Origin of the sequence: Desulfonatronum sp. SC1, assembly GCF_003046795.1 — a bacterium.
Classification (GTDB): Bacteria; Desulfobacterota; Desulfovibrionia; order Desulfovibrionales; family Desulfonatronaceae; genus Desulfonatronum.
The window spans coordinates 64915-77518 of record NZ_PZKN01000011.1; the positions used below are offsets into that span (position 1 = coordinate 64915).

Below are 12604 nucleotides of genomic sequence, written 5' to 3' on the forward strand. Positions count from 1 at the left end.
AGCGAAGGTACGAACTATGAATTTGTCCGAATTGAAAACCAAGTCCATGTATGAACTGACTGAACTGGCGAACCAGTTCAAGGTGGAGAACCCGAGCAACTTGCGTAAACAGGAGCTTATTTTCGCGCTTTTGCAAGCCTGCTCATCACAAAACGGCTCCATATTCGGAGAAGGTGTATTGGAGATCCTCCCCGACGGGTTCGGCTTTCTTCGTTCGCAGATGTACAGCTACATGCCCGGGCCGGATGACATCTACATATCTCCATCTCAAATTCGACGATTCGGCTTGCGTACCGGCGACGTCATCTCCGGACAAATCCGCCCACCCAAAGACGGCGAGCGATATTTCGCCTTGCTCAAGGTCAAGGAAATCGGCTTCGCTCCCCCGGAAAAATCCAAACAACTGGTTCTATTCGACAATCTGACTCCCATTTATCCGGACAAGCGCTTTGTCATCGAAAACGGCAAAGAAAACTACGCCTCGCGCATCATCGATTTGCTCACGCCCATCGGCATGGGGCAACGCGGACTGATTGTCGCGCCCCCGCGAACCGGGAAAACCGTTCTACTGCAAACCATCGCCAACTCCATCAGCGCCAACCACCCAGACATCTACCTGATCGTGCTGTTGATCGACGAACGTCCAGAAGAAGTCACGGACATGGCGCGGACCGTCAACGCGGAGGTCGTCAGTTCCACCTTCGACGAACCCCCGACTAGGCATGTACAGGTCGCCGAAATGGTTCTTGAAAAAGCCAAGCGTCTAGTGGAACGTAAATACGACGTCGTGATCCTCCTTGACAGCATCACCCGCCTGGGACGCGCGTACAACACGGTCACACCCTCTTCCGGCCGCGTCCTTTCCGGCGGCCTGGACGCCAACGCCCTCCAACGCCCGAAACGTTTTTTCGGCGCGGCGCGGAACATCGAGCAAGGCGGAAGCCTAAGCATCATCGCCACGGCATTGATCGACACCGGGTCGCGCATGGACGAGGTCATCTTCGAGGAATTTAAGGGCACCGGCAACATGGAGATCTACCTGGATAGACACTTAGCCGACAAACGCATGTTCCCCGCCATCGACATCAATCGTTCCGGGACCCGCAAGGAAGAACTCCTACTCAGCGAAGACGTTCTGAATCGCGTCTGGATTTTGCGCAAGGTGCTTTCTCCCATGAATACCCACGACTCCATGGACTTCCTGCTGGGCAAGATGCGTGGCAACAAAAGCAATCGCGAGTTTTTGGACATGATGAACAAGTAACCCTCAACGACGGCTGTCGCCTTGCAAGCCGCCTTTTCATGACTATATCCGGAGGATGCCTCTGTTGTTCTCCCCTCGCCTCCGAACGGACATTCACATCCGACGCCCGGCACATCAGCCATCTTCTGGAATACTCCGTCGATTCATTCCTTCTTTCGCTTCATGCATTGGAATCGTCGTCTTGCTGGTATTGTTTTTTACAGCTGCGCGCCCTTCCACGGCTTTCGCCCAATTGTCGTTGGGCCGTTTTACCGTCTCCGATGAAATTGAATTGGGCCGAAAATTCAATATCCTGATCCGGTCCCGCTTGCCTCTGGTCGAGGATCCGGAAATCCTCGCCTATGTCGAAGGTATCGTCGAACGCCTACGGGTCCATATGCCTCCGCAGCCGTTTCCCATTCGGGTCGGGGTAATCCGGCATGGCGCGCTCAACGCCTTCGCCGGCCCCGGCGGCCACATCTTCGTCCATACCGGACTGTTGCAACATCTGGATAACGAGTCGGAATTCGCCGGGGTAGTCGCTCACGAGCTGGCCCACGTTTCCCAACGCCACATCGCCAGCCGCATTGAGAAAGCCCAAATCGTCAACCTTGCCTCTTTGCTCGGAATTCTGGCCGGAGTTTTTCTGGGAGGAGAAGCCCAGTCCGCCATGGTTTACGGATCAGTGGCCGCCGGACAAAGCGCCATGCTTGCCTACAGCCGAGAAGACGAGAGGGAGGCCGACCAAGTAGGGATGAACTATCTCGTGGCCGCCGGATTTCCACCGCAAGGCATGGTCCAATCCTTTGAAGCCATCCGAAAGCTGCGCTGGCTCGGCGGCTCGTTTCCTTTATATCTGAGCACCCACCCGGGAGTTGAAGAGCGGATTTCCTATCTCAAGGATCGCGTGGACAGAATGCCCCCGGAAGTCCGGAATCGCCAGGAGCACAACACTGCCTACCAGCGGGCTCGGATGCTGGTCATGGCCCGCTATACGGACCCGGACAAAGCCTTGGCCTTTTTCCGGGACGAAAAGCTTGATCTCTGTTTGAACACCCTCGGGAAAGCCATTGCCTTGGATCGAGCGAATCAAATCCTTGAAGCCCGCTCCGCTTTTGAACAGGCTTTGACCTGTGCTCCCGGGGACTCCCTGGTTCTGCGAGAAGCAGGCGACTTTTTTCTGCGTCAGGGAGATTTCGACGTCGCGGCTCGCCACCTCCAGGATGCGGTCCTGCGCAATCCCAAGGACCAATTGGCGCTCTATCATTACGCCAGAGTTCGCATCGCCCTTGGTCAACCCGCCGAAGCCATCCCCCTTTTGGAACGAATCCTGGCCCAGCTTCCCGAACAGTCTGCGGTTCACGCCCTGTTGGGCAGAGTCCAGGGACAAGAAGGGCGTCTTTTTTCCGCGCATCTCCACCTCGCCTATGCCGCTCTCTATTCCAGGGACAAGCGTCAATACCAGTTCCATCTGACTCGGGCTCAGGAACATTCACGTGCCGCCCGGGATGAAGCCGATCTGAGCAAACTTCGCGAGGCGTTCAAGGAACGTGAAGATTTTTTGTAAGTCGCCTTGAGGGGACCGGAAATTGAAAACGGCCGGGCGGCACCATTGCCGCCCGGCCGTTTTTTCGAGGAGGACGAAAAACTTGTTGGTTATTTTCGGGAGCCCCCCGAACCGGTGAACTCCGGATAGGCTTCAAGGCCGCACTCTGCCAGGTCCATACCCTGATACTCCATTTCTTCTCCCACGCGGATCCCCATGGTCGCTTTCAGGATCATCCAGATAATCAAACTGGCGGTGAATACGAACCCGAAGATGCACACGATGCCGGCCAACTGGCCAACCAGGGTCGCATCCTCGTTAGAAAGGAGCACTGCGAGCAGGCCCCAGATGCCGACCACGCCGTGCACGGAAATCGCGCCCACCGGGTCGTCGATGCGCAGCTTGTCCAAGGCGACGATGGAGAAGACCACGATAATGCCGCCGACAGCGCCGATAATGGTCGCCAGAAGCATGGAGGGCGTATCCGGCCCCGCGGTAATGGCCACCAGGCCGGCCAGGGCTCCGTTCAACCCCATGGTCAGGTCTGCTTTACCGAAAAGCAAGCGTGCGGTGGTCAGTCCGGCGACGACTCCCGCGGCGGCGGCCAGGTTTGTATTCGCGAAGACCATGGCCACGGCATTGGCCGACTCCACGTCGGACACCTTCAACTCGGAACCGCCATTGAATCCAAACCAGCCCATCCAGAGAATGAACGTCCCCAAGGTCGCCAAAGGCATGTTCGCGCCGGGGATTGGATTGATTTCCCCGTCCGGACCGTACTTCCCCTTACGTGCTCCCAGCAACAGGACAGCGGCCAAGGCGGCGCTCGCTCCGGCCATATGCACGATGCCTGAACCGGCGTAATCCGAGTACCCCAACCCGTCGAGAAATCCTCCGCCCCAGCTCCAGTACCCCTGAATGGGATAAATGAAGCCCGTCAGGACCACGGCAAAGACGAAGAACGACCACAGCTTCATCCGCTCGGCCACGGCGCCGGAAATGATCGACATGGCTGTGGCCACGAAAACGACCTGAAAGAAAAAGTCGGCGATGTTCGAATAGTATGGGGCGTCCTCGCCGCCAGCGACGACATCGGCGACGGAGTTGTCTCCGCCGACCAGAAAACTCAAGCCGGGAATGATCGAACTGGAAGAGTCTCCATACATGATGTTGTAGCCCACAAGCATGTACATGATGCAGGCGATGGAGTAGAGGCCGATATTTTTAGTCAAGATTTCCACGGTGTTTTTAGAGCGGACCAACCCGGACTCCAGCATGGTGAACCCGGCGGCCATCCACATGACCAGCATCCCGGACATCAGGAAATAAAAGGTATCCAGGGCGTAACTGACTTCAAGCAACATTTCCACGGTATATTCCCTCCATTTATAGAAAGAGCGTTATGTAGCGACGAATCGATTCCCGTTTCTACTGATTACAAGGCTTCCGTTCCGGTTTCTCCGGTCCGGATCCGCAAGCATTTTTCCAGATCAAAGACAAAAACCTTGCCGTCGCCGATTTTTCCGGTATGGGCGGCTTTCTGAATGGCCTGAATCACCTTGTCCACCTGATCGTCGTCGATCGCCGCTTCCAACTTGAGCTTTGGCCGGAAGTCCACGACATACTCCGCCCCGCGATACACTTCCGTGTGCCCCTTCTGGCGCCCGAACCCCTTGACCTCGGTCACCGTCAAACCCTGAACGCCTATTTCCATGAGCGCGGTCCGGACATCGTCCAACTTGAACGGCTTGATGACTGCTGTGATCCATTTCATAATCAAGTGCCTCCCTTACGTATGATAAAGATTTACAAAAACCGCATGACGCACACAAAGAAAAAACCCAACAAACAGCCTTTAAACTTGTTCTACTTTGAACAAAGCAAAGCTCAGGCCAATACAATTAACATATTGAAATAATAGTTTTCTACCTACAAAGGTTGCAGCCTGACAAGAAAACATGCAACATTTTTGTCAATCAACGGCTACACCAAGACCTTCAACCAGAAGAACATAACATTTTTGTATTTTACTACACTTAGCAAAGCCAATACGGATTGTCGGCTGAAATATCACAGGGAGATGCCCCACTCCCTGCTCAATGGCCCCTCAATCACTTCTCACGGCTTGAAACTTCGACGCGCCCGCTCTTGCCATGCCGAAGAATGCAGTCAACGCTTCTTTACATTATTGTATCTTGCCCCCGAGGACGTGTTCACTTCTGGGACGGGATCCGGCAGTGTCCGGTCCGTCCGCGTCCCAGCGGAGCACTAAAAACCTGTACAACCAACATGATGTCATGTAGGAATTTGCCCGTTCAGGTTTGCGGCTGACCACTTTGGAGGCCAATACGTGTGAAAATACTTCGCTGAAAAACAGGGAAGTGGTTTATCAACATCAAGAAACAAAAGGAGTGCACGATGATTTTTGAACCAAGCCTGGCCTATGCCATGGGGGGATCCGGAGCCGAAGCTCAAGGCAATCCGATTACAGCGTTCGTTCCGTTGATCGTCATGTTCGCGATCTTTTATTTTCTGCTGATTCGCCCCCAGCAGAAGAAAGCCAAGCAACACCGCGAAGTTCTCTCCAACCTCAAAAAAGGCGACCGCATCCTGACCGCCGGAGGGGTTTACGGCCGCATCCACTCCATCACCGACGACGTCCTGACCATTGAAATCGCCGACAACGTCAAAATCCAGGCCAACCGCAACTATATCGCCGGGCTCGCGGAAACGGACGTCAAGCCGGTCAGCAGGGACCCAAAATAACCCTTCCTTAAAACTCGTAGCGAACGTCTTCGCGACGACCCGCCCAACGCACGGTGCTGCTCCGGTGTCGCGCCGGAGTATTCCGTGCGTTTATTTCGTGCTGGGAACGTTCGTCTACCTGCTTGGAATAATTCAGAGGAACAACCATGAAGATGAGCTTGCGAATACGGATCGCCCTGGCCTTGATCGGCCTCTTGCTGGGCGGCCTGTATGCTTTGCCCGCCCTGACCAACCTCCAGGGCACGTTCTTGGGAAAAGTCCTGCCGGAAAGCGAAATTCGGCTCGGCCTGGACCTGCGGGGGGGGATGCATTTGACGCTGGGCGTCGACATCCCCAGGGGCGTGGCCAACACCATGGCCCAGTTCGGCCAGGACATCCGCTCCGAGGCCCAGGATGACGGCATTTTCATCCTCCGGCCGCAGGTGGTGAACGACACGAAACTGGAATTCACGCTGGCCCGCGGAGACCAACAGGATCAGTTCGAGCGCATGCTCCGCAACCGTTTTGACAATCTGCAGATTTTATCCAAGCAGACGCAGGAAGCGGGGCAGATTCGCTATGCCGTGAGCATGACCCAGCAATACCGGGCCCATGTCGAGGATCTGCTCGTGGAGCAGGCCATCAAGACCATCCGCAATCGCATCGACCAGTTCGGCGTGGCTGAACCGGACATCCGCCGCCAAGCCGAAGGACGGATTCAGGTCCAACTGCCCGGCCTTCAGGATCCGGAACGGGCCGTGGCCATCATCGGACAAACCGCGCACCTGGAGTTCAAGCTGGTGGACGACCAGGCGGACATCGACCGCGCACTGCGCGGTATTTTGCCCCCGGACGCGGAACTGGCCTCCATGCATACCCGAAACCCGGACGGTTCGGTTTCCCAAACCCCCATCGTCATCAAGCGGGACACCCTGATGACCGGTGAATTCATCACCGACGCCCGGGTCAGCTTTGATCAGTTCAACCAGGCCTACGTCGGACTGAACTTCAATGCGCGCGGATCCAGGCTGTTCGAGCGGATCACCGGCGAAAACACCGGACGTCGGCTGGCCATCGTCCTGGACGGCAACGTCCATTCCGCGCCGGTGATCCAGGAGCGCATCGCCGGAGGACGGGCCAGCATCACCGGGCGCTTCACTACCGAGGAAGCAACGGACCTGGCACTGGTGCTCCGGGCCGGAGCCCTGCCCGCCCCGGTGCACATCATGGAAGAGCGTACCGTGGGCCCTTCCCTGGGTCGGGAATCCATCGAGCGCGGCCTACAAGCGGCTTTGATCGGAGGAGCGCTGATCCTCGTCTTCATGCTCGTCTATTACAGCATGTCCGGCATCGTAGCCAACGCGGTTCTGTGCCTAAACATTCTGTTGGTCATGGCCGGGTTGGCGGCTTTCGGCGCAACGCTGACCCTGCCCGGCATCGCGGGCATCATCCTGACCATTGGTATCGCCGTGGACGCCAACGTGCTCATATTCGAGCGCATCCGGGAAGAAATCCGGCGCGGCCTGACCCCGGCCATAGCCATTGATGAAGGGTACAGCCGCGCTCTTAAGGCCATCGTGGACGCCAACATCACCACCATCATCGCGGCCATCGTCCTCTATCAATTCGGCACAGGACCGATCCGGGGCTTTGCCGTGACTCTGACCCTGGGTATTCTGGCGTCCATGTTCACCGCGATTTTCGTCTCGCGGATTTTCTTCGATTTCTGGCTGAAGTGGCGCAAGCCCGGTACGCCGTTGAGCATATAAGGAGCAGATGACAGCATGGGACTGCAAATCATTCGTCCGGACACCCGGATCAACTTCTTGAAAATGCGCTACGGAGCCTTTCTGGTCTCCGGCCTGCTGATTCTGGCCGGCCTCCTTTCCTTGGTCGTCAAAGGCGGTCCCCAAATGGGAATCGACTTTTCCGGCGGCATGATCATCCAAATCAAGTTTGATCAACAGGTGGAGCTGAGTCGCGTCCAACAGGCCCTTCAGGGCGCCGACCTGCCCGGGCTCGGCGTACAGCGCTTCGGCACGGCCCAGGACAATGAGTTCCTGGTCCGCACCTCGGCCTCGGATCTTGTATCCGACGCTGCTCGCCGCGATGTCCAGGCCAATCTGGACCAGAACTTGGCCGGCATCGGATTCGAAATCCAACGTTTGGAAATGGTCGGCCCCCGGGTCGGCGCTGATCTTCGAGCACAGGCCATGGAGGCGCTCTTCTACGCCATTTTGCTGATCGCGATCTACATTTCCGGCAGATTTGAACAGCGCTGGTTCCCGGCCGTAGTCATGGCCGCCGGACTGACCGGTGGCATCGCGGCCCTGCGCTGGCTGGGCCTGCCCATGGAGCTATTGGTCGTCGCCGCCCTGCTGATTACCATCGGCCTGTGCTGGAAGCTTAAGCTCTCCTATGCCCTAGGGGCCGTGGTCGCCCTGGTTCACGACGTGTTTATCACTCTGGGCATGTTTTCCCTGCTGAACAAGGATCTGGATCTGGCCATCATCGCCGCCTTTTTGACCATCATCGGCTATTCCCTCAACGACACGATCATCGTCTACGACCGCATCCGAGAGAATATCCGCGACAAGGTGGACATGACCCTGCCCAAGGTGATCAACCTGAGCATCAACCAGACCTTAAGTCGAACCATCCTCACGTCCGGAACCACCCTGATGGTCGTGCTGTGCCTGGTATTGCTTGGCGGCGGCGTGATCCACGATTTCGCCCTGGCCCTGCTCATCGGCATCGGGGTGGGGACCTTCTCCTCCATCTTCATCGCCAGCCCGATCCTGCTGGGCCTGTCCAAGATCGCGGACGTGGACCTGGAGGCCGAGGCCGGTCGGGAGGCGGATACCGTTGCCGTATAAACCACCGTAAGCATTGCACCAGCTTCATCTCTATTGTTAAACGGCCCGGCGGATATCCGCCGGGCCGTTCTTTTTCGGGGAAGACAACAGTCGCTCAGGATATACACAAAATCCCGCCATACTCTCTCGTCGACAATTGACCATGGCTGATCAGGACTTATTACTGACCGGAAGAAGACCTCCGTCACCTTTCAAAAAAAGGATGTAGCCATGCTCAAACATACACCGGAAATCAGCGCTCGCCTCTCCGGGTCGCTGTATGGATTCCTGATCGCTGACGCCCTTTCCATGCCGGTGCACTGGTATTATGATCGGCTTTCCCTGCACAAGGACTACGGCCTAGTCCGGGACTACCAGCAACCCCGCAACCCCCATCCGGACAGCATTCTCTGGCGCTCTCGCTACCGCCCGGCCGGACCGGAGGCGGACATTTTGCACAACCAGGCCATGTTCTGGGGCGAACGCGGGGTGCATTACCATCAATTTCTGCGGGCCGGGGAAAACACCCTGAACATCAAGCTAAGCCGTCTGCTCATGGACCACATCCTGACGTCCGACGCCTACGACCAGGACCGGTATCTTGCCCGGTACGTCTCCTTCCTGACCACTCCGGGCAAGCACAACGAAACCTATATCGAAGAGTGCCACCGGGAGTTCTTCAAGGCCTGGGTCCTGCGCAAAAAAGGCAAGATCGCGACTACTCCGGAGGAAAAGCATATCGGCGGACTGTGCCTGCCGATTCCGATCCTGCTCTTCTTTCACGACGAACCACTCAAGGCCCTTCAAATCGGCCAAGCTCACCTGGAACTGACCCACCCGGGTCCACTAATGCGGGACGCCTTCTCCGCGTTCGGCATAATTCTTCAATCCGTTCTGGACGGAGCGGATATCCGGCAGGCCCTGGAGATGGAACTTCCCGAAAAACCAAGCGTCTTCACCGCCTACTCCTTTGATGAGCTGGCGGAACTCGACGATGCGGACGTGGCGATGAACGTCTTCAGCACGGCCTGCTATGTTCAGCAATCCCTTCCGCTGGCGTTCTACCTGGCCTGGAAATACCAGGACGACCCGGAGCAGGCCCTGATCGTGAACACCAACCTTGGCGGCGACAACTGCCACCGGGGCGCGGTGCTCGGAGCACTTTTGGGAGCCATGCACGGAGAGCGGGCCTGGCCTGAGCGCTGGATCGACGGCCTGCTGGATCCTCCGATCCGTTTCAAGGACCGCCTGACCGACGATGCCCGAATCCGCGCCTAGACGTCGCCAAATACGCACATTTTCCCCGTTCCAATGGGGCTGGAGCCTTTCACGGCACCAGCCCCTTTTTTTTTGGAGAAGGGCGAACACGTGGAGAGTGGACCGATTTGGTGCGACTTTTCAGTTCCTTTTGTGCGAAATAGGAAAACCCCTTGATACCGCAACTTTTTTTCGGCACAACGAAGCCTTTGCATTCCGGACAGGCCATTCCACCCGCCGGGAACGCGGAAAACGAACATCGAGCGGAGGTTCATCATGGATTTGTGGCAGGAACAGATGCGATATCACGTCAACACGTTGGAAAAACTCAAGACCTACATCAACGTCACGGATCGGGAGGAACGGGCCATCACGGAAATGCCGACCCGCTGGGGAACCACCCCCTACTTCGCCGCGTTGATGGGCCGGGACGACCCCGATTGTCCGATTCGCAGACAGGTGGTGCCCAGCATCCAGGAGCGGGAGAACACTTACGGCGTTCCCAATTATTTGATCTGGAAGGAAAACAGAGACACCTCGGAAATTCGGCCGGACTGCATCGCCAGACAATACATTGATCGGGTCGCCTTCACCGTTTCCGATGCCTGCGCCATCTACTGTCGGCACTGTTTCCGCAAGGAACTGGTCGTGGACAGGGACTTGCAACTACGCTTTGACGTTGAAGAAGGACTGAAATGGATTCGGGAGCACCCGGAAGTGCGGGACGTTTTGATCACCGGGGGTGATCCCTTCCTGTTTTCAGACGAGAAACTGGACTACTTGATCCGCAAGCTTCGCGAAATGCCGCACTTGCAGATGATCCGCTTCGGAACGCGGACCCCCATCGTCCTGCCGCAACGGGTCACCGAGGGGCTTAAAAAGGTTCTCGCCGGACGCCATCGGGTGCCCATCTGGATCAACACCCAATGCAATCATCCCAAGGAAATCACCGAACAAACCGCCCAGGCCGTTTACGACCTGCTGACCTGCGGGGTGAACGTCGGCAACCAGGCCGTGCTACTCAAGGGCATCAACGACGATCCGGCCACCTTTCGTGAGCTGCACCAGAAGCTGCTCACCGTGCGCATCCGGCCCTACTACGTCTTCTATTGTGAACCCGCGCCGGGCATCGACCACTTCCGGACTCCGGTGGAAAAAGGCGCGGAGCTGATCCGGGACGCCATCCGCGGCCACACCACCGGCCTGGCCCAGCCCATGTACGTCATCGCCACGAACATCGGCAAAATCCCGCTGATGCCCGACTACTACATTCAGGGCAAAGATGAAAAGGAATACACCCTGCGCAACTACCAGGGCAAAACCACCCAGTGGCCGAACATCCCGGAATAGCCGTCATGCGGTCCGGACCGGAGCACCGGCCCGGACCTCGTCTCGCTTCCATATTCCACTCGTGGGGCCCCGAGTCTTTCCCCTCGGTGCCCCATGCCATCACTTAACAACTCAGGTAGTTTCCCAGTTCCCGCGGCGTAACGTGGGTGCGGTGCTCTTCCCAACTGGCGATCTTCAAGCACAGATAGTGGTTGTAGATGCTCTCGCCCAGAAGGTTGCGCAGGAATTCGCTGCGCTCCGCCTCCACCAAGGCCTCATACATGCTCCGGGGCAGGAAGCGTTCGTCCCAAACCCGACAATCGAAAAGACTGCGATAGACACTGCCCATGTCCGGTGGTCCGCACTCTTCTCCTTCCCGGAGCCCCTGAAGCCCCATTTCGATCAAAGCCGCCATCTGAAGGTACACGTTGCCGGACGGATCCGGGCTGCGTAGCTCCAGCCGGGTGCTTTCCGGGCTGACGCAGTAGGGCAGACGGACCATGGAGCTACGGTTCTTGATCCCCCAACCCACCACCATGGGCGCTTCCCGCTCCGCCACATAGGCCTTGTAGGAATTGTACGTGGAGGCCATGATGATGGATGTCTGGCGGGCGTACTTCAGAATTCCGGCGATGAATTGCCGAGCTTGGCTGCTCAGCCGGTGCTCACTTTGGGCGTCGTGGAACAGGTTTTCTCCTTCTTGATTCCACATGGAGATATGCAGGTGAAAGGCGTTGCGGTTCTGGCCGTCAAAGGGCTTGGGCATCAGGGTCATGTGCATGCCCTGTTCCGCGGCCACCCGCTCCGCGACGTAGTTGAAGAGCAGGGTCCTGTCCGCGGCGGACAGAGCGTCCGTGTGCTCCAGGTTGATTTCGTGCTGAGATGCCGTAACCTCGTGATGGGTCTTTTCGTGACGGATGCCGCAGCGCTTGAGGGTGCGGATGATCTGGTTGCGCACGAAACCGCCCTTGTCGTGGGGATCGGAGTGAAAATAGCCTGCCTTGTCCGAATGGATGTTTTTAGTGAAGTCATCGCTTTTGAGGAGAAAGAACTCGTATTCCGGAGCCACCTGAAAGCGTACGCCGAATTCCTCCATGGCTCGCTCCAAGGTCCGTTCAAGGACGGCCCGAGGATCGGACAGAGACCGCCCGCCCATCAGGTTTGAAATCTTGGCGATACAGAAGCCGATCCGTTCACTGTTGAACTCCAGCACGCGGTAGCTCTCCGGAACGGGAAGCAACAGCCGGTCGCTGTCGTCCACCGTGGTGATCCCGGCAATGGAACTGCCGTCAAAACCCACCCCTTTTTCCACGATCTGGTCCATGAACTCCGGGTTGATGGTCAAGGCCCGAAGCCGTCCATTCAGGTCCGTGAAAAAAATCTTGATGAACTCCACATCCTCGTCCTTCCATGCCTCGGTCGCAGCCGTTTTTCCGACCGGATTCGGAACCGTGTCCGAATCAGTATTCGCTTCACCTTCCTGCCGCACGCCGTCCTCCTTGATCTCGGGTTGCCGATGGCATAACGGAGAAACCGTTTCTCCGTGTCCTGTGATGCGTTCCAGACGTAGTGAAAAAAGCTCCGTTTCTCAATAACCGCCGCCGACTTCATGCTCAGCGCCCTGCCCCC

The 12604-nt window shown here is 57.3% G+C and carries 10 protein-coding genes; 7 read left to right on the top strand and 3 right to left on the bottom strand.

Features of this window, described 5'->3' with window-relative positions; genetic code table 11:
* The first annotated feature begins 16 nt into the window (after positions 1–16).
* Both rho and C6366_RS07950 read left to right on the top strand, forming a co-directional pair.
* A complete protein-coding gene (gene rho, locus C6366_RS07945; RefSeq protein ID WP_107736815.1) occupies positions 17–1264 on the top strand; it encodes a transcription termination factor Rho in 1248 nt (415 codons plus the stop codon).
* A 271-nt stretch (positions 1265–1535) separates the two neighbouring features.
* Complete coding sequence (locus C6366_RS07950) at positions 1536–2810, top strand: M48 family metalloprotease (RefSeq protein ID WP_158269698.1); 1275 nt, start codon at positions 1536–1538, stop codon at positions 2808–2810.
* Positions 2811–2899: 89 nt separating this feature from the next.
* Here the strand turns inward: C6366_RS07950 and C6366_RS07955 are convergent, their stop codons facing one another.
* Together C6366_RS07955 and C6366_RS07960 are read right to left on the bottom strand one after the other, a co-directional pair.
* Entirely contained in the window at positions 2900–4153 is a 1254-nt protein-coding gene (locus tag C6366_RS07955) for an ammonium transporter (protein ID WP_107736896.1), read from the bottom strand.
* A 71-nt stretch (positions 4154–4224) separates the two neighbouring features.
* The gene (locus C6366_RS07960; RefSeq protein ID WP_107736819.1) at positions 4225–4563 is read right to left on the bottom strand and encodes a P-II family nitrogen regulator; all 339 of its coding nucleotides are present in this window, start codon (positions 4561–4563) and stop codon (positions 4225–4227) included.
* A gap of 644 nt (positions 4564–5207) precedes the next feature.
* Between C6366_RS07960 and yajC the strand changes: the two genes are divergently transcribed.
* From yajC to C6366_RS07985, 5 genes are all read left to right on the top strand, one after another.
* Positions 5208–5555, top strand: a complete 348-nt coding sequence (gene yajC / locus C6366_RS07965) for a preprotein translocase subunit YajC (protein ID WP_107736820.1) — start codon at positions 5208–5210, stop codon at positions 5553–5555.
* Between the two features lie 146 nt (positions 5556–5701).
* Complete coding sequence (gene secD / locus C6366_RS07970; RefSeq protein WP_107736822.1) at positions 5702–7303, top strand: protein translocase subunit SecD; 1602 nt, start codon at positions 5702–5704, stop codon at positions 7301–7303.
* Positions 7304–7318: 15 nt separating this feature from the next.
* Positions 7319–8410 carry a protein translocase subunit SecF gene (gene secF / locus C6366_RS07975; RefSeq protein WP_107736823.1) on the top strand — a complete coding sequence of 364 codons (1092 nt, stop codon included), beginning with the start codon at positions 7319–7321 and terminating at the stop codon, positions 8408–8410.
* Positions 8411–8620: 210 nt separating this feature from the next.
* Positions 8621–9667, top strand: coding sequence for an ADP-ribosylglycohydrolase family protein (locus tag C6366_RS07980; RefSeq protein WP_107736825.1), 1047 nt, complete (start codon positions 8621–8623; stop codon positions 9665–9667).
* Positions 9668–9922: 255 nt separating this feature from the next.
* Positions 9923–10996, top strand: coding sequence for a KamA family radical SAM protein (locus tag C6366_RS07985; protein ID WP_107736827.1), 1074 nt, complete (start codon positions 9923–9925; stop codon positions 10994–10996).
* A gap of 103 nt (positions 10997–11099) precedes the next feature.
* Here C6366_RS07985 and C6366_RS07990 read toward each other — a convergent pair whose 3' ends face one another.
* Positions 11100–12464, bottom strand: a complete 1365-nt coding sequence (locus C6366_RS07990) for a glutamine synthetase family protein (protein WP_107736829.1) — start codon at positions 12462–12464, stop codon at positions 11100–11102.
* Between the last annotated feature and the right edge of the window lie 140 nt (positions 12465–12604).

Bases quoted from the DNA above. Each gene is read 5' to 3' on its own strand.
- secD (WP_107736822.1), top strand. From the start codon at position 5,702: ATGAAGATGAGCTTGCGAATACGGATCGCCCTGGCCTTGATCGGCCTC.
- yajC (WP_107736820.1), top strand. From the start codon at position 5,208: ATGATTTTTGAACCAAGCCTGGCCTATGCCATGGGGGGATCCGGAGCC.
- secF (WP_107736823.1), top strand. From the start codon at position 7,319: ATGGGACTGCAAATCATTCGTCCGGACACCCGGATCAACTTCTTGAAA.
- C6366_RS07960 (WP_107736819.1), bottom strand. From the start codon at position 4,563: ATGAAATGGATCACAGCAGTCATCAAGCCGTTCAAGTTGGACGATGTC.
- C6366_RS07955 (WP_107736896.1), bottom strand. From the start codon at position 4,153: ATGTTGCTTGAAGTCAGTTACGCCCTGGATACCTTTTATTTCCTGATG.
- rho (WP_107736815.1), top strand. From the start codon at position 17: ATGAATTTGTCCGAATTGAAAACCAAGTCCATGTATGAACTGACTGAA.
- C6366_RS07980 (WP_107736825.1), top strand. From the start codon at position 8,621: ATGCTCAAACATACACCGGAAATCAGCGCTCGCCTCTCCGGGTCGCTG.
- C6366_RS07985 (WP_107736827.1), top strand. From the start codon at position 9,923: ATGGATTTGTGGCAGGAACAGATGCGATATCACGTCAACACGTTGGAA.